Genomic DNA, 16,898 nt, shown 5'->3' with positions numbered 1-16,898 from the left:
TTGCATGAATGAAAAAGCATTAAGTTATTTTTGGTGGTTGCCAGATTTTGCAAAAAAAGGCAGAATAAAAAGGATTTTCGTAAATGTAAGGTTGCATTGAAGTATCGTCAGTCATGAAAATTTTATGAATTGTAAATGATACTGTCACTTCAGAAATAAAACCCGTACATGTGCCACAGGAATAAAATGGAGAACAATTACCATCACAATTATCATCGCATTTACCAGAATGTTCCTCGTGCTGAGTTTCAATTTGATGTTTAGTATCTCCATGACAAGCATAGCATGGCACTACAGAAAGTACCACAACAATAAATGATAATATGCCAACCATTATTTTCATGTTACAAACTTAGTACTTTAAAATTATTTAGATGTAATACATTTGTCTAGATATGTTTTTTTTTTATCATAATTAGAAATTTTATTAGCCACAACTAAATAATAGCCGCTTCTTTAACATTTTGAATCGGTAGAATAATTCCTGTAAATCCTTCTTCTTTTGCTTTTATAGCGATTGATAACGCACCACGAATAGGCTGTAAACCTCCATCTAAGGACATTTCACCCATTATGATATACTTTCCAACTTCTTCCGTATTAATTTGGCCAGAAGCCGCTAAAATTCCGATAGCGAGAGTTAAATCATAGGCAGAACCTTCTTTCCTTAAATCGGCAGGTGCCATATTTATGGTAATTTTCTTTCCAGGAAGATTGTAATTGTTGTTTTTGAGAGCGGCAGCAATTCGATAACTGCTTTCTTTTATGGCAGAATCTGGCAATCCTACCAAGTGGTATCCGATTCCTTTATCGATATTTACTTCTACAGTAATGGTTGTGGCGTCTACACCAAAAACGGCGCTTCCGAAGACTTTTACTAACATGGCTTGTACTTTAAAAATTGGCTTATAAGGTTACAAATATAGAAAAATATTAGAAAATGTAAGTTTTTATTTTTTGCAAAAAAAAACCAAACAGTAAAAGAAATGTTTGGCTTAATTTTTAAATCAATTAAATTAATCTTCTAAAGATTGACGTTTAAATCCTCCGTGTCCATAACACATATCAACTAATTGCTGTTGAGTTGTTCCATTTGGATTTGGACAGTATTGAGTACCATCATTACATGTAACGGTCCAAACTCTCCCACCATTAATACTTTTTAATTCATTTACTGTTAAGATTTTTGTGCCTTTAAGGTTTTTAAAATTTTCCATTTATTTTGGTTTTAATTAAATATTAACACGAATTTACTTAAAAAAACAACATAAAAAAATAATTTATATTATTTTAACGTGCTTTCGACTTTATCTTTGCGAGGACATTTACTCTAATACGGCTGAAATGATAATTTTATTTTCAAAAAAGTAAAACAAATTATACTTTTTGTAAAATTTATTTGTCAATATGTAAAATAAACTTTACATTTGAAAAATAATTTTAAACTTTAATTTATGAAATCACATTTTTTATTTCCAAATCAATTAAAAAAAATAGGTTGGTTATTATTTGTACCAAGTGTTTTAGCAACACTAATCATTTCTGTAATGAATATTTCAACAGACGATTATTTAAATATTACCGTATTTTCAATTTACAACGGAAGCATTGGTGAGGCATCAGGTTTTTTTAAATTTATAAAAAATAGTATTTTAGATGAAATACTAACAATCGGAATTATTGTTGGAGGAATTTTAGTTGGTTTTTCTAAACTAAAAGAAGAAGACGAAATGATCTCTAAAATAAGATATGAAAGTTTAGTTTGGGCAACTTATTTAAATTATGGAATTATACTATTCTTTACATTGTTTTTGTTTGGTTTACCTTATTTGAATGTTTTATTTTATAATATTTTTACCTTGCTTTTATTTTTCATCATACGCTTTCATTACATGATTTATAAATTAAATAATTCTAATCATGACGAATAATATAAAAGTGCTTCGAGCCATAAAAAATATTTCTCAAGAAGATTTAGCGAAGAAAATTCAAGTCAGTAGACAAACCATAAATGCTATGGAAAAGGGAAAATATGTTCCATCAACTGTATTGGCATTAAAACTGGCAATGTTTTTCGAAACACCAGTAGAATCAATTTTCACATTAGAAAGTGATGATTAAAAAAAAGACCTAACAGCAATTACTGTTAGGTTTTTTTTTAAAAATTTTATTTAAAGAATTACTTTTTAGAAGCTTCTGCAATTCCATCTTCTAACCATTTTTTATATTCTTGAATATCGGTTGTATAAGCTATCGGTTTTGATGCGTCTTCACCTTTGTTGTTCAATATTACATATAATGGTTGTGAATTACTTTTGTATCTTGTAATTTGAAAATCAGTCCATTTATTCCCAATTGTTATAATACTGTCTTTAGATACTTTTGAAACAAATTGTTGTTCTTTTGGCAATTCAATTTTTCTATCACAGTATAATGAAATCAAAACTACTTTCTCTTTTAAAATTGGTAAAATAGATTTATCAGACCAAACATTATCTTCCATTTTTCGACAATTCGCACAAGCGTCACCAGTAAAATCTAACAACACTGGTTTACCTACTTTTTTCGCGTAAGCTAATCCAATTTCATAATCTTCAAAAGCTACAATTCCGTGAGGTCCTTTGTGTGCATGCTCTGGTAATTCCGTTGTACTAGAACCACTATTTCCAAAACCAGAAGCACTTTCTGCATAATTCATTGGAGGTGTTAATCCACTTAATATTTTTAATGGTGCACCCCATAATCCTGGAATCATATAAAATGTAAAAGCTGTAACAATCATTCCCATAACTAAACGCCCTACTCCAATTTTATCCGCTTTTTCATAATCGTGAGGTAACATATATTTTCCGAATAAATATAAAGCCCAAGCTGCAAAAATGGCAATCCAAATAGCAATAAATAATTCTCTTTCTAACCAATGTTTTTGTAAAACTAAATCGGCATTAGATAAAAACTTGAATGCAAAGGCTAATTCTAAAAATCCTAATGAAACTTTAATAGTATTCATCCATCCACCTGATTTAGGTAATGAATTTAACCAACCTGGAAACATAGCAAATAACATAAAAGGAATAGCAATTGCTGATGAAAAACCTAACATTCCGATTATAGGTGCAATTCCACCTTTTGATGATGACTCAACTAGTAAAGCACCAACAATTGGTCCTGTACAAGAAAAAGAAACTACGGCTAAGGCTAATGCCATAAAAAAGATACCAACAATTCCGCCTTTATCTGCTTTTGAGTCAATTTTTGTAGCCCAAGAACTTGGTAAAACAATTTCAAAAGCACCTAAAAATGATAAAGCAAAAACAACTAATAATACAAAGAAAATGATATTAAATGTTACACTTGTAGATAATTCATTAAGTACTTTTGGTCCAAAAATTCCAGTAATTAAAGAACCTAACAAAACATAAATAGCAATAATTGCTAAACCATAAATAATAGCATTTTTAATTCCTTCCGTTTTGGTTTTACTTTGTTTTGTAAAGAAACTAACAGTCATTGGAATCATAGGGAAAATACATGGCATTAAAAGCGCTGCAAATCCCCCTAAAAAGGCTAAAAAGAAAATAGTCCACAAACTTTTTCCTTCCTTATTTGAAGGCTTTTCAATGTTTGCATCTTTTACTGGTGCAACTTCAGTTGTTGTTGTATCAGTTGCTGTAGTTGCAGCAACAGTATCTATAGGCTTTGAAACGGAATCAGAAGCAGTTTCTGCTGTTGTTGTTTCTGCAATTTTTAAAACCGGTAATATAAATTTTAAATTTGATGAAGTTGACGTACATCTTCCTTCAATACAAGCTTGTCCGTCTACAAATACATCAATTGTTTTTAATTTTGGGTTCAAAACTTTTACACGTTGAGTAAATTTAGCAGTTCCTGAAAAAAAGTATTCGTCAATTTCAAAAACGTCACTATACACTTTTTTGTATTTTCCTTCTTTAGCTTTACCAACTAATTGGTAATTTCCTTTCTGATTTTTGAAAGTAAAAACTAAAGGATTTACACCACCATCTGGAGTAAATTGCGAATACAAATGCCATTCATCTTCAATATTTGCAGTAATTACTAAATCTAATTCTGTGTCTGAAACTTTTACAACACTAGAACTCCATTTTACGGGTTCTAAAATTTGTGCAGTTCCTAAAAAGGTAATTAATAAGGCTAATAAACTAAATATCTTCTTCATTAAATGCTATTTTTATTGTGGTTTGAGTTGTGTTTTCTGTTTTAAATCGTTCATCGGCTCTATTTCCAATTATCCAAACAATTTGATTGTTACTTTCTAAAATCCAAGTTTCATGTTTTTGAAATAGTGTAAATTTTTCATCTTTAAAATATTTGCTCACTTTCTTTTTTCCTTGCATTCCAGCTGGATAAAAATAATCACCTTCTTTCCACTTTCGTATCGTTAATGGAAATTGTAATTTACTTTCATCCACAAATATAACGCTCTTCAATTGATTTGAAATGTCACTTAGGTTACATAAGGTCAATTTTAACGGAAAATTAGGTTTTTCTGTTATAGAATTTATAATAATTTCTTCAAAATGATCATTCTCTTTTCTAAAAAGAATCAAATAATCTCTATCTTTTAATAAAATATAATTTTCGGAAAAAATTTGTTTTCCCGATTGCGCTACAATTAAACTATAGATATCTTCCCAAGCGGAAAAGCCATATTTATAAAGCCATTGGTACAAATACGCTTTGTAATTTTTATATTCAACTAAGCCCGAAATATCAATTTTTAGTTGTCCGTTTTCTTCAGAAACTATTTTTTCATACACCATTTGAACGGCATCATTTACCAACGACTGTTCTTGATTTAAATGTTCTAAGGTATTTTGAAAAGATTGTAAAAACGAACTATTAATTTCCTTAAAAACGGGAACAATATGATGACGAATTTTGTTTCTCAAATACTTATCTGAAGCATTACTACTATCTTCACGCCATTGCAAGTCATTTTCTGAAACATAATCTTCTATTTCTTTACGAGAGAAAGGCAACATTGGACGAATAATAGTTCCATTTTGCGATGGAATTCCTGTTAAACCATCCAAACCAGTTCCGCGAGAAAGATTAATCATAAAAGTTTCTGCAACATCATCAGCGTGATGTGCCGTGACAATATAATCGAAATTCTCATGTTCTAAAACCTCATTAAACCAATTATAGCGAAGGTTTCTAGCTGCAACTTGTGTCGATAGTTTATGTTCTTGGGAATACTTTTCAGTATCAAATTTTGTTACAAAACAAATGATATTATTAGATTTAGCATATTCTTTTACAAAATTTTCATCACCATCACTTTCCTTTTCACGAAGTTGAAAATTGCAATGTGCTAAAGCAAATTTGAATTGTAATTTTTGAAATAAATGCACCAAAACCATACTGTCCATTCCGCCACTTGTAGCAACAAGCAATTTCTTATCTTGTAAAAAAGAAAAGTTTTTTTGGATATGATTTTGAAAATTAATAAACATGTTCAAAGATAATTAATTAGTCTGAAGAACCTCAAACATTGCCTTTGCTTTCAGTAAGCATTCTTCGTATTCCATTTCAGGAATAGCTTCAGAAGTAATGGCACTTCCGACAGAAAAACTCAAATAGTTATTTTCAGAATTGTACAAAATACTACGAATTACCACATTGAAATCGAAATTTCCTGTTGGTGTGAAATAACCTACTGCTCCGCTATATAAACCGCGTTTGGTTTCTTCTAATTCTTCAATAATTTGCATGGCTGAAATTTTTGGAGCGCCCGTCATGCTTCCCATTGGGAAAGTGGTTCGCAAAATTTCAATCGGAGAAGTCGTGTGTTCCACATTTGAAACAATAGTTGAAATCATTTGGTGAACTTGTTTAAACGAATAAATTTCGCAAAGCTCTTCCACTTCTACCGAACCTCTTGTAGCGGTATGAGACAAATCATTTCGAACTAAATCGACAATCATAATATTTTCTGAACGCTCTTTCGGATTATTTTGAAGATCTATTGTATGTTGTTTGTCTAATGCTACATCCAAATTGCGTTTGGCAGTTCCTTTTATAGGTTGAGAAATTACTTTCTCGTCTTCTTTTTTCAAATAACGTTCTGGCGATGCTGAAAGTAAATAATGCTGATTTTTCTTGAAATAAACTGCAAATGGCGGAGCCGAAATTTGGTTCAATTTCTGATAAATCTCTACAGGTTGAATATTGGCGTCTTCTGCAAAAAATTCCATACAAAAATTAGCTTCATAAATATCACCACGGTGAATATGAGACAACATTTTTTCTGTTTTTTTAATGTAATTTTCTTTAGAAATACGTTGTTTGACTTCGACAAGCTCAGTCTGACATTTTTCTTGCAATAATTGAAATTGTAGAATTTCATCAAAATCAGATTCTACTTCATCATCACACATATTTAAATACTGAATTTCAACTGTATTTCCTTTTAATAAAAAGATTTTCTTGGGTTGAAAAAAGTACAAATCGGGAAATTGTAAACCATCAAAATTTTGAGATTTTAAATGTTCCACATCGTTTTTTAAATCGTAAGATAAATAACCAAATAACCAATCGTTTGCTTTGGATTGGTATTGATATAAATCTTCGAATGCTTTTTCATAATCGGTTTGTATAGAAGTAAAAGCTTCTACTGCCACAACCAAATCGTAGGTTTTATATAGCTGATTTTCATTGCTTTCGATATTACTATCTAAAACAATAACTTCTCTAAACTGATTGCTCCAATACAAAAGTTGCTCTTTAAAAAGAGCAACATTGTGGATATATTTTGAAATATTTGTACGCAAGGATTATTTTTTTTCGCCTAAATAAATTAAATCGTATTCGATAATCATTTCTTCGTTAGCAATGTAAATTTGTTTACTGCTTCCTGCATTTTTTGGAGAAACAATTGTAATCACCGTTTCTAAACCTACATTATCAATACAAAAATATTTGTTTGAAGTTCCTTCAGGAGTTTCTACTTTATCTTCATATTTTACAATACTAAAAAGTTGAATAATTTCAGAATGTATTACAAAACGGTGTTTATCTCTATCTAAATTGATTAACAATTCTGTAGGTTGTGTTTTAGACCATTTAGACCATTGTCCTTTTTCATTTTTTTGAGAAACAGAAAAGTTTACAGTTTTAAATTGATAGGTTTGAGAAAATCCTAATTGTGTACACAAACCAAAAAATAAGATTGCAACTAATTTTTTCATTTTCTTTATTTATTAAAATTGAATTTCGTTAATAGTAACTTTTGCCGAATTAAACTCAGCAATAACATTGCCAATAATGGTTTCAACGGGTAAAATATCATGAATTAATCCTGCAATTTGTCCAATTTCAAGTTCCCCTTCTACTAAATCACCTTCAAACATTCCGCGTTTTGCTCTTGCTCTGCCTAATAATGTTTTCAAGTCTTCTGTCGAAGCACAATTCGCATAAGCTTCCTGCACATCATAGAAAAATTTATTTTTAATTAAACGAACTGGTGCTAATTCTTTCAAAGTTACTAACGTTTCACCTTCTTGCGTTTCTAAAATCGTTTTCTTAAAATCGATATGCGCACTAGATTCAGTTGATGCTGCAAAACGACTTCCCATTTGTACACCATCTGCACCTAAAACCATGGCCGCTAACATTCCTTTTCCAGTAGCAATTCCGCCAGCTGCAATTAATGGAATAGAAATATTTTCTTTAACCATTGGAATTAATGTCAATGTAGTCGTTTCTTCACGACCGTTGTGACCACCCGCTTCAAAACCTTCAGCAACTACAGCATCTACACCAGCTTCTTGTGCTTTCAAGGCAAATTTTGAGCTACTAACTACATGTACAACCGTAATTCCTCTTTCTTTCAAAAAAGACGTCCATGTTTTCGGATTTCCTGCAGAAGTAAAAACAATTTTCACACCTTCATCGACAATAATTTGCATGATTTCTTCGATGTTTGGATATAACATTGGAACGTTAACACCGAAAGGTTTTGTTGTTGCTTTTTTGCATTTTTGAATATGCTCTCTTAACACTTCTGGATACATTGATCCTGCACCAATAAGTCCTAAACCGCCAGCATTACTGACAGCACTTGCTAATTTATATCCACTATTCCAAATCATTCCACCTTGAACAATTGGATATTTTATACCAAATAATTGTGTTATTCTATTCATTCTGGTTTTTACCTTTATCTTTTTTGCGTTAGGGATTGTAGCGGCATCTTTTTAATTGTTTTATTTTACTAAAGAAGAAAAACAATTAAAAAATATAGCGAAAAGCCCGACCCTTGTGGTAACGCCCAATTTATTTTTTAATAATTTTTCCTTTGAATGCTTTATCCGATTCAAAATTATAATAATAAACTCCGTTTGACAAATTTTGAATGTCAATTACATTATTATTTTCTGAAATCTCTTTTATTAGTATATTTTGGCCTAAAACATCATATAAATAAACGATGCCTTTCTGCTTTTTTTCTAATTGAAAGGTAATTTGATTTTCAGCAGGATTTGGATATACCAAAAAACTTTGATTTGGCTCTATTGGTTCTAAACCCAAAGCATTGTTTAAAGCTAATTGAAAATCTGGGATTCCGTATCCTTTTTGATTGGTTGGTGCATTATAATTGTCTGCAGATTGCTTTACAAAATTAACAACTTGTTGTGCGGTTAAAGTTGGCACTGCCGACCAAAATGTAGCTATCATTCCAGCAATAACTGGACTAGAAAATGATGTTCCATTAGAAGTGTAAATTGTACCAGTTGGAGAACTAACTGTTGTTCCTGCTCCTTTTGCACAAACATCTGGTTTTACACGCCCGTCAAATGAAGGTCCGATTGAGCTAAAACTCGCATAAACTTCTGTACTATTAACAGCTCCAATAGTCAATGCACCAATTGCATCACCTGGAGTTGCAATATGAGGTTCTACTGTAGCTCCAGAATTTCCAGCACTAATAACCACCACAATTCCTTTACTAAATGCCATGTTTACTCCGCGTGAAGCAAAAGTTTTATTTCCAATCATGTCGTCATACTGATACGAATAATTGGTATTATCATAATTTAAATACCCTAAAGAAGAATTAATTACATCCACACCATAATAATCTGCTAGTTCAGCGGCCTCAACCCAATAAGATTCTTCTACAGGGTTTTCAGAATTAACGTCTTCTGTAATAAACAAATAATATTGTGAATTTGGCGCAGTTCCTACTAATTGTCCTTCTACAAAACCACCCATTGTTGATAAAACATTTGTTCCGTGATTGTTACGAGAAAAATAATTAGTATTCGCATCAGGGAAATTGTATCCTCCTAAAATTTTATTATTTGTTATTAAATTTTGAAACGGAGCTGCTGTATTTACGCCAGGAAAACCAGCGTCTAAAACGGCAATAATTTTACCCTGACCTGTGAAATTTTGTTGATGCAATAAATGTCCGTTTAACATTTCAATTTGGTTTTGAGAACCACCATAATTGTAGGTTACTTGAGCATCTAAATTTTTATTAACGGCTTGAATTTTATTAGCATTTTGAGAAATCCGTCCGCCTGGATTTAAAGAATGATTGGCGAATTTTACATTATTTACAAAACTCAATGCTGTTAAAGCCTGAATATCTGCTTGTGTACCACGAATATGTAAGGCATTTAACCATTTTGATTTTGCCATAACTGTAATTCCAGTAGCAGCAGTAATTTGAGTGATGTAAGTTTGTTCAACGGGGACATCCGTAATGTCTAATGAAATATTTTGAGCCGTTCTTCTGTCTAAAGAACGTTGCGTTAGCATAGTTAATGGATTCGCTAAAAAAGTTGCCGAACTTGGTTTATCATTAAAATAAACCCAAGCATCTTCAATTTGTGCGTATCCAAAATTGGCTACAACTAAAATTAGTAAAAAGTATAGTTTTTTCATATCAACAAAGTTTTACCAAATATAATAAATTTCTAATTAAGAAATTACGCCACTTCCTTGCAATTCCTCATCGATATACCAAGCTACAAATTGTCCTTCAGTTATAGCAGATTGCGGATTTTCAAATTGGACATACATACCACTTTCAAATTGATGTAAAATCGCTTTTTGTAATGGCTGACGGTATCTAATTCGTGCCATAACTTCAGTTGTTTCACCAACTGCTAATTTTAAATCTTGACGAATCCAATGTACTTCTTCTGATTTTACGAATAACGTATTTTTGAATAATCCCGGATGGTTTGCTCCTTCTCCAACATAAATGATATTGTTTACCACATCGGTTTGAATGACGAATAATCCTTCTTTTGTACCACCAACATTAAGTCCACGACGTTGTCCGTTTGTGAAATAATGCGCACCTTGATGCTTTCCTTTCACAATTCCGTTTGCATCTGAATACTCTTTATTTTGAGATTCGAAAGCCAATTCTGCTTCTAAATTTTCAAAACGCGGTTTTGGGTTATGATATATTGCGTTTGTTGAAGGAATTTCAACTATCAAACCTTCTTTTGGTTGTAATTTTTGTTGTAAAAACTCAGGTAAACGCACTTTTCCGATGAAACATAAACCTTGAGAATCTTTTTTCTCTGCGGTAACCAATTCCATTTTAGTAGCAATTTCTCTTACTTCTGGTTTGGTTAATTCACCAATTGGAAATAAGGATTTTGCTAATTGATCTTGCGATAATTGGCATAAAAAATACGATTGATCTTTGTTATCGTCTTTTCCAGCTAATAATTGATGTACTTCTTTTCCATCAACTTCAATGGTGTTTTTACGACAATAATGTCCGGTTGCTACATAATCCGCACCTAAAGAAATGGCAATTTTCATGAAAACATCGAACTTAATTTCTCTGTTGCATAATACATCAGGATTTGGTGTTCTACCGTTTTCATATTCTTTAAACATATAATCGACGATTCTTTCTTGGTATTGCTCAGATAAATCTACAGTTTGAAAAGGAATTCCTAACTTTTCTGCAACCAATAAAGCATCGTTACTGTCTTCTAACCACGGACATTCGTTTGAAATGGTAACCGAATCATCGTGCCAATTTTTCATAAAAAGCCCAATTACTTCGTAACCTTGTTCTTTTAAAAGATAGGCTGCAACACTCGAATCTACACCACCAGAAAGTCCTACTACTACTCGTTTCATTTATGTTAATTATATTTATTAGAGGTCATAAATGGTATCGCTCTATTTATTGGTTTTGCTTGCGCAAATTTTATTGTAAGCGAGTTCATTATTATTTTTTCTCCTCTACTTTTTTCTCTTCTACAGTTTGAACAACTGGTTTATTTTTTTCAGCTTTTTTAGCTAATTTTTCTTCAAATTTGATTAATTCTTTTGAAAATTTTTCTGCTTTAACTTGTTTTACAACTTTGTCATTTTCATAAAATTTCCATGTACCTATTTTCGAATCATTTTTATATTCTCCTTCGTACAATTTTTTTCCACTTGCATTAAAATAAGTAGCTTTTCCTTCGAAAACATCGTTTACATAGTTATGTTGATCAATTTGTTTTCCGTTTTCTCCAAAAGTTTTACCGACTCCGTTTTTCTTTCCATCTACATAATTAACCTCTTCCGCTAATTCATTTTCTTTGTAAAACACTTTTCTTGGACCGTTTAACTTTCCATTTTTGTAGTTTTCAATGGTCATAATATCTTTTGATTCTTTATGATAATATTTCCATTGTCCTTCAAAAAGTTTATTTTTCACTAAACCTTCACTTACTTTATTATTTTTTTGATCGAAGAAAATTGTATAACAAGAACCATCACCTTTAGAAAAATCACGAGTTGCAATTACAGTTCCTGCTTTTGTATCATCAAAATATTTGAAAGTTCCAGTTTCTTTTCCATGATCGAAAGTTCCCTCATAACGAGGTCGTTTACTTTCATCATGATAGCCTTTCCAAAGTCCGTGACGCAATCCTTTATCATCAAATTGATTTAATTTATCTTGAGCTGAAATAAAATTTGAAATTGCTAAAAACGCAATAAATACTATATTTTTCATATGTTATGTTTGTTTTTTTACCTTAAATCCTTAACGTTAAAACCCTTAAAAAATTGCTTGGTAAAAGTAGATAATAAAATTTTACTTATCAATTACTTTGCCAAGTTCTTTTGCTCTGTCATTCGCCTGCATAATACCTTCGTTAATTTTGGTATTTAAATCGTGAGAATAAAATAATTTTAAAGCTGCTTCTGTTGTTCCACCTTTCGAAGCTACTTTTTCAATCCATTCTAAATTTGATAAATTACTTCTATTTTGAAGTTGAGTTGAACCTAAAAAAGTTTGTTGTACTAAAAATTCTGCTTCCGATTTTGAGAAACCTAAATTTATAGCCGAATCAACCATAGCATTCATGAAATAATACACATAAGCCGGACCACTTCCAGAAATAGCAGTTGCTGCGTTTATCATTTCTTCATTTTCAATAAATAACGATTTTCCTGTTGTATTAATTAGATTCTGAATGATAAATAAATCTTTTCTATCTACCTCTTGAGAAGCTGTAAAAACGGTCATTCCTTGTCCTATTTGCGTAGGAATATTTGGCATCGAACGAATGATTTTTTTGACTTGTAATTTATTGGCAATATTTTGAATCGAAATTCCTGCCATTACGGATAAAATCAAATGATTTTCTGTAATGAAATCTTTAATTTGAAAACATAAATTCTCGAAATCCTGGGGTTTTACAGCAATAATTACGATATCAACTGACAAAAATGATGCGCTGATTTCTGTAAAAAAATTCTCGTTGGGAATATTGTATTGGTTTGAAATTTTAGAAAAATCTCGTGTCAATACAAAAATATCTTCCGATTTAATAAAACCAGAACTGACAAAACTACTTGCGTAAGTTTGTCCCATATTTCCAAAACCAATTATTGCTATTTTCATAAAATTATTTAAATAAAAAAACCTGTTCTCAATAAGAACAGGTTTTTAAAGAATTATTTATTTTTTCTTTTGATTCAGTGCTTTTTGAGCTTCTTGCTGTTCCATTATTTCACGCATTTTCTTTTGAAATTTCGATTCCGTTTTGGGTTTCGTTTTATTCACTTGAATTTGAGCATGGATTTTCTTTTCGTCAACAACGTAGTTTTTAATAACTAACATGATTCCGATAGTAATTAAGTTAGAAATAAAGTTATATAAACTCAATCCAGAACCGTAGTTATTGAAGAAAATTAACATCATAATTGGAGATAAGTAAATCATAATTTTCATGATTTTACCCATATCTGGCATACCTTCTTGTTGTGGCGCTTGCATTGCTTGATCACCAGTTGTCATTTTCATGTAGAAGAAAATAGCAATTGCCGCTAAAATCGGGAATAAACTTACGTGATCACCATAAAATGGAATATTAAATGGTAATTTATAAATTGAATCGTATGAAGATAAATCGTCTGCCCAAAGGAAGCTTTTTTGTCTTAAATCGAATGCAGAAGGGAAAAACTGAAACGAAGCATACATGAATGGTAATTGAATTAATGCTGGAATACAACCCGCCATTGGGTTTACGCCAGCTTTAGAATACAAGGCCATTGTTTCTTGTTGCTTTTTCATTGGGTTGTCTTTGAATTTCTCACCCAATTCTGCAATTTCTGGTTTCAACACTTTCATTTTTGCTTGCGACAAGAATGATTTGTATGTAATTGGAGACATCGCAACTTTGATTATTATCGTAAAAATAATAATTGCAATTCCGTAAGGCATAAAACCTGATAACAATCCGAATAATGGAATGAAAACAAACATATTTATCCAACCAAAAATCCCCCAACCTAATGAAACTAATTCATCTAAGTTTTTATCGTAATGACTTAATGTTTTATAATCCGTTGGACCATAATACATGTTCATATCATAATTTAAAGCTCCATTTTTAAACTCTAATGGCATTTTAGCCGTAAAGTTTTTCGTGAAAACTGTATCGATTTTATCATCATCAACTAAATTATCGGATTTTAATTCAGCCGTTTTAAATGGTGTATTCGTTAATAATACTGAAGTAAAGAAATGTTGTTTGAAAGCTACATAAGTAACTTCATCCGCAGTATCTTCTTTATCAGAAACATTACTTAGGTAATCATCTTTACCTCCTTCAAATTCGTAAATTATTTCTGTATATCTGTTTTCATATGATATACTTTTTTCATTACGATATGCTTTTAAATTCCATTCTAAACTTGGTTGTTTAGACGTATTTAATACATTTTCTAAACCTTGAGTACGGATAGAAAACTCTAACATATGGTCGTTATCTTTCATCACATAACGGTACTCTAAAAACTGATTTTCACCTGTTTTTAATTGCATCGTTAATACTTGATTTTTTCCTTCTTTAGTGAATTTTGGTTCGAAGTATAAATCTTTAGTATTGATAACTTTACCCTCTTTAGTAGTTAAAGTTAAATTGAAGTTCGCATTATTATCTTTAATAATTTGAACCGCTTTTCCAGACCCTTTTTTAAATTGCTCTTCGTTTAAAATGGTTGCTTCAGAAATGTAACCACCTTTATTTGCGATTTTTAAACTTAATAAGTTATTTTTCAATAAAGTTGTTGAATCCTTAGCAGAAGGTAAAGTTCCAGCATAAGCAAATGCGCCTAATTTTGCTAAAGCTTCAGGTGAAACTTTTGCAGTAGAATCAGTACTTTGAACAACTGGAGTTGCAGATTCAGCAACACTTTTAGGTGTTTTTGCTTCTTTTTCAGCTTGTTCTTTTTTTGCTTTTTCGGCTAATTCTTCTTTTGTAGGTTGATTTGAATACATCATCCACATTAAAATTCCGAAGATTAATGTGAAACCAATTAACGACTTAATGTCGAACTTTTTTTCTTCCATTTTTAAGATATGAAACTCCGAAGAGTTGATTTAGTTTGTTTGTATTTGTCTGCTTTTATTATAATTCGTTACGATTTATTTGTTTTTTACAGCAGCAGCAACTAATCCCATAAATAATGGATGCGGATTTAGTACTGTACTTTTATATTCTGGATGGTATTGAACTCCAATAAAGAATGGATGATTTGGTAATTCAACGATTTCCACCAATCCTGTATCTGGATTTAAACCTGAAGCTACTAAACCAGCTGCTTCCATTTCCGCTAAATAATCGCCATTGAATTCAAAACGATGACGATGACGCTCTAAAATACTCGTTTTTCCGTATATTTTATGTGCTAATGTATTTTCTTTGATGGCACATTTCCAAGCACCTAAACGCATTGTTCCACCTTTTTCAGTAACTGTTTTTTGCTCTTCCATCAAACTTATAATTGGATAGCTAGTATTAGCGTTCATTTCAGTTGAATTGGCATCTTTTTTACCTAAAACATTACGAGCAAATTCAATAGAAGCCATTTGCATTCCTAAACAAATTCCTAAAAATGGAATATTGTTTTCACGCACATATTTAATTGCTTCAATTTTACCTTCTATTCCTCTTTCACCAAAACCTGGAGCTACTAAAATCGCATCTAAACCTTTTAATTTATCAGCAGCATTCGATTTATCCAAAAATTCTGAATGAATACTCACCACATTTACTTTCGTTTGTTGTGTAGCTCCAGCATGAATAAAGGCTTCTAAAATTGATTTGTAAGAATCTTGTAATTCTACATATTTCCCAACCAATCCAATGTTTACTTCGTGTTTTGGATGCTCTAATTTATATAAAAACTCGTTCCAAAGTTTTAAGTCTGGAGTCGCTTTTTCTGGTAAGTTTAATTTCTTTAATGCAACTTTATCTAAACCTTCTTCTTGCATTAAGTTTGGCACTTTGTAAATAGTTGAAGCATCAATAGATTGAATAACTGCTTCTTTTTTTACATTGCAGAATAAGGCTAATTTCTGACGTAAATCTTGAGATAATTCATGTTCTGTTCTACAAACTAAAATATCGGCTTTGATACCGCTTTCCATTAATGTTTTAACAGAATGCTGTGTTGGTTTTGTTTTTAATTCACCTGCAGCAGCCAAATATGGTACTAAAGTTAAATGAATTACAATTCCATTATTGTCACCTAATTCCCAAACCAATTGACGAACCGACTCGATATATGGTAACGATTCAATATCACCAACAGTTCCACCAATTTCAGTAATTACAATATCATAATCGCCAGAATTTCCTAGCAATTGCATACGTTCTTTAATTTCGTTAGTAATATGAGGTACAACTTGAACCGTTTTACCTAAAAATTCACCACGACGTTCTTTTTCGATTACCGATAAATAAATTCTACCTGTTGTTACGTTGTTTGCTTGTGAAGTTGGAACATTTAAAAAACGTTCGTAATGTCCTAAATCTAAATCAGTTTCCGCTCCATCATCTGTTACATAACATTCACCGTGTTCGTAAGGATTTAAAGTTCCTGGATCTACGTTAATGTACGGGTCAAATTTTTGAATTGTTGTTCTGTAACCTCTTGCTTGCAATAATTTTGCTAAAGATGCTGCAATGATACCTTTTCCTAAAGAAGAAGTTACACCACCAGTAACGAAAATGTATTTTGTTTGATTCATGTTGTTGTTTTTGTGTGTTGTTTATTGTGTTTAAAAAACGTGCAAAGATAATATTAATTAGTCAATGTGCCAATTAATAAATGTGTCAATTACTCTTAAATTTTTGTAAAATTTAAGGCTTAGGATATTTTCTTTGAATGTTTCGAATTAATTCTTCTAATCCGTTTAGTTTTAATTCGTAAACTAATTTGAGTTGTTCGCCTAAAGTTCCGGCTGGGAAACCTTTATTACTATACCAAACGACATAATATTCAGGTAAATCTATAAGAAAACGCCCTTGGTATTTTCCAAAGGGCATTTTTGTATGTGCTAATTTTATAAGCTGTTCTTGATTGGTCAT

Annotated in this window: 16 protein-coding genes and 1 pseudogene; 2 read left to right on the top strand and 15 right to left on the bottom strand. The window is 31.2% G+C overall.

Annotated features, from left to right (window positions below):
- Positions 1-19: 19 nt before the first annotated feature.
- The 3 genes and pseudogenes from BMX42_RS08595 to BMX42_RS08585 form a co-directional block, all read right to left on the bottom strand.
- A complete protein-coding gene (locus tag BMX42_RS08595; RefSeq protein ID WP_143055620.1) occupies positions 20-334 on the bottom strand; it encodes a hypothetical protein in 315 nt (104 codons plus the stop codon).
- 106 nt (positions 335-440) lie between these two features.
- Positions 441-884: pseudogene (locus BMX42_RS08590) on the bottom strand (magnesium chelatase domain-containing protein); the annotation flags it as partial.
- Positions 885-1,016: 132 nt separating this feature from the next.
- Positions 1,017-1,217, bottom strand: coding sequence for a hypothetical protein (locus BMX42_RS08585; protein ID WP_091312337.1), 201 nt, complete (start codon positions 1,215-1,217; stop codon positions 1,017-1,019).
- Positions 1,218-1,454: 237 nt separating this feature from the next.
- Between BMX42_RS08585 and BMX42_RS08580 the strand changes: the two genes are divergently transcribed.
- Together BMX42_RS08580 and BMX42_RS08575 are read left to right on the top strand one after the other, a co-directional pair.
- Entirely contained in the window at positions 1,455-1,931 is a 477-nt protein-coding gene (locus BMX42_RS08580; protein ID WP_091312333.1) for a hypothetical protein, read from the top strand.
- Complete coding sequence (locus BMX42_RS08575) at positions 1,921-2,121, top strand: helix-turn-helix transcriptional regulator (RefSeq protein ID WP_091312330.1); 201 nt, start codon at positions 1,921-1,923, stop codon at positions 2,119-2,121. The genes BMX42_RS08580 and BMX42_RS08575 overlap by 11 nt, the downstream gene beginning before the upstream one ends.
- Positions 2,122-2,179: 58 nt before the next feature.
- Here BMX42_RS08575 and BMX42_RS08570 read toward each other — a convergent pair whose 3' ends face one another.
- The 12 genes from BMX42_RS08570 to BMX42_RS08515 form a co-directional block, all read right to left on the bottom strand.
- On the bottom strand, positions 2,180-4,198 hold the full coding sequence (locus BMX42_RS08570) for a protein-disulfide reductase DsbD family protein (RefSeq protein WP_091312326.1): 2,019 nt from the start codon (positions 4,196-4,198) through the stop codon (positions 2,180-2,182).
- Positions 4,182-5,498 (bottom strand): tRNA lysidine(34) synthetase TilS, encoded by a 1,317-nt coding sequence (gene tilS, locus BMX42_RS08565; RefSeq protein ID WP_091312322.1) that lies wholly within the window; start codon positions 5,496-5,498, stop codon positions 4,182-4,184. The genes BMX42_RS08570 and tilS overlap by 17 nt, the downstream gene beginning before the upstream one ends.
- Before the next feature lie 12 nt (positions 5,499-5,510).
- Entirely contained in the window at positions 5,511-6,815 is a 1,305-nt protein-coding gene (locus BMX42_RS08560) for a chorismate-binding protein (protein ID WP_091312320.1), read from the bottom strand.
- A 3-nt stretch (positions 6,816-6,818) separates the two neighbouring features.
- Complete coding sequence (locus tag BMX42_RS08555; RefSeq protein WP_091312316.1) at positions 6,819-7,232, bottom strand: hypothetical protein; 414 nt, start codon at positions 7,230-7,232, stop codon at positions 6,819-6,821.
- Positions 7,233-7,244: 12 nt separating this feature from the next.
- Positions 7,245-8,189: an NAD(P)H-dependent flavin oxidoreductase gene (locus BMX42_RS08550; RefSeq protein ID WP_091312312.1), complete on the bottom strand. Its 945-nt coding sequence runs from the start codon at positions 8,187-8,189 to the stop codon at positions 7,245-7,247.
- Between the two features lie 130 nt (positions 8,190-8,319).
- Positions 8,320-9,936 carry a S8 family serine peptidase gene (locus tag BMX42_RS08545; protein WP_091312310.1) on the bottom strand — a complete coding sequence of 539 codons (1,617 nt, stop codon included), beginning with the start codon at positions 9,934-9,936 and terminating at the stop codon, positions 8,320-8,322.
- Positions 9,937-9,972: 36 nt separating this feature from the next.
- Positions 9,973-11,160: a tRNA 2-thiouridine(34) synthase MnmA gene (gene mnmA / locus BMX42_RS08540; RefSeq protein WP_091312306.1), complete on the bottom strand. Its 1,188-nt coding sequence runs from the start codon at positions 11,158-11,160 to the stop codon at positions 9,973-9,975.
- Positions 11,161-11,251: 91 nt separating this feature from the next.
- Positions 11,252-12,028: a toxin-antitoxin system YwqK family antitoxin gene (locus BMX42_RS08535; protein ID WP_091312304.1), complete on the bottom strand. Its 777-nt coding sequence runs from the start codon at positions 12,026-12,028 to the stop codon at positions 11,252-11,254.
- 81 nt (positions 12,029-12,109) lie between these two features.
- A complete protein-coding gene (gene proC / locus BMX42_RS08530) occupies positions 12,110-12,922 on the bottom strand; it encodes a pyrroline-5-carboxylate reductase (protein WP_091312300.1) in 813 nt (270 codons plus the stop codon).
- Between the two features lie 57 nt (positions 12,923-12,979).
- Complete coding sequence (gene yidC, locus BMX42_RS08525; protein ID WP_091312297.1) at positions 12,980-14,875, bottom strand: membrane protein insertase YidC; 1,896 nt, start codon at positions 14,873-14,875, stop codon at positions 12,980-12,982.
- Between the two features lie 75 nt (positions 14,876-14,950).
- Positions 14,951-16,558, bottom strand: a complete 1,608-nt coding sequence (locus BMX42_RS08520) for a CTP synthase (RefSeq protein WP_091312294.1) — start codon at positions 16,556-16,558, stop codon at positions 14,951-14,953.
- Positions 16,559-16,670: 112 nt separating this feature from the next.
- Positions 16,671-16,898 carry a DUF3820 family protein gene (locus BMX42_RS08515; RefSeq protein WP_091312290.1) on the bottom strand — a complete coding sequence of 76 codons (228 nt, stop codon included), beginning with the start codon at positions 16,896-16,898 and terminating at the stop codon, positions 16,671-16,673.

The sequence above is a fragment of the Flavobacterium terrigena genome, assembly GCF_900108955.1.
GTDB lineage: Bacteria > Bacteroidota > Bacteroidia > Flavobacteriales > Flavobacteriaceae > Flavobacterium > Flavobacterium terrigena.
The sequence above is the reverse complement of the archived record's forward strand: the minus strand, read 5'-3'. Positions and strand labels throughout refer to the sequence as shown.

What these genes read in the sequence shown, in the direction of transcription:
- BMX42_RS08595 (WP_143055620.1), bottom strand. Translation starts at nt 334, where the DNA reads ATGGTTGGCATATTATCATTTATTGTTGTGGTACTTTCTGTAGTGCCA.
- BMX42_RS08585 (WP_091312337.1), bottom strand. Translation starts at nt 1,217, where the DNA reads ATGGAAAATTTTAAAAACCTTAAAGGCACAAAAATCTTAACAGTAAAT.
- BMX42_RS08580 (WP_091312333.1), top strand. Translation starts at nt 1,455, where the DNA reads ATGAAATCACATTTTTTATTTCCAAATCAATTAAAAAAAATAGGTTGG.
- BMX42_RS08575 (WP_091312330.1), top strand. Translation starts at nt 1,921, where the DNA reads ATGACGAATAATATAAAAGTGCTTCGAGCCATAAAAAATATTTCTCAA.
- BMX42_RS08570 (WP_091312326.1), bottom strand. Translation starts at nt 4,198, where the DNA reads ATGAAGAAGATATTTAGTTTATTAGCCTTATTAATTACCTTTTTAGGA.
- tilS (WP_091312322.1), bottom strand. Translation starts at nt 5,498, where the DNA reads ATGTTTATTAATTTTCAAAATCATATCCAAAAAAACTTTTCTTTTTTA.
- BMX42_RS08555 (WP_091312316.1), bottom strand. Translation starts at nt 7,232, where the DNA reads ATGAAAAAATTAGTTGCAATCTTATTTTTTGGTTTGTGTACACAATTA.
- BMX42_RS08550 (WP_091312312.1), bottom strand. Translation starts at nt 8,189, where the DNA reads ATGAATAGAATAACACAATTATTTGGTATAAAATATCCAATTGTTCAA.
- BMX42_RS08545 (WP_091312310.1), bottom strand. Translation starts at nt 9,936, where the DNA reads ATGAAAAAACTATACTTTTTACTAATTTTAGTTGTAGCCAATTTTGGA.
- mnmA (WP_091312306.1), bottom strand. Translation starts at nt 11,160, where the DNA reads ATGAAACGAGTAGTAGTAGGACTTTCTGGTGGTGTAGATTCGAGTGTT.
- BMX42_RS08535 (WP_091312304.1), bottom strand. Translation starts at nt 12,028, where the DNA reads ATGAAAAATATAGTATTTATTGCGTTTTTAGCAATTTCAAATTTTATT.
- proC (WP_091312300.1), bottom strand. Translation starts at nt 12,922, where the DNA reads ATGAAAATAGCAATAATTGGTTTTGGAAATATGGGACAAACTTACGCA.
- yidC (WP_091312297.1), bottom strand. Translation starts at nt 14,875, where the DNA reads ATGGAAGAAAAAAAGTTCGACATTAAGTCGTTAATTGGTTTCACATTA.
- BMX42_RS08520 (WP_091312294.1), bottom strand. Translation starts at nt 16,558, where the DNA reads ATGAATCAAACAAAATACATTTTCGTTACTGGTGGTGTAACTTCTTCT.
- BMX42_RS08515 (WP_091312290.1), bottom strand. Translation starts at nt 16,898, where the DNA reads ATGACCAATCAAGAACAGCTTATAAAATTAGCACATACAAAAATGCCC.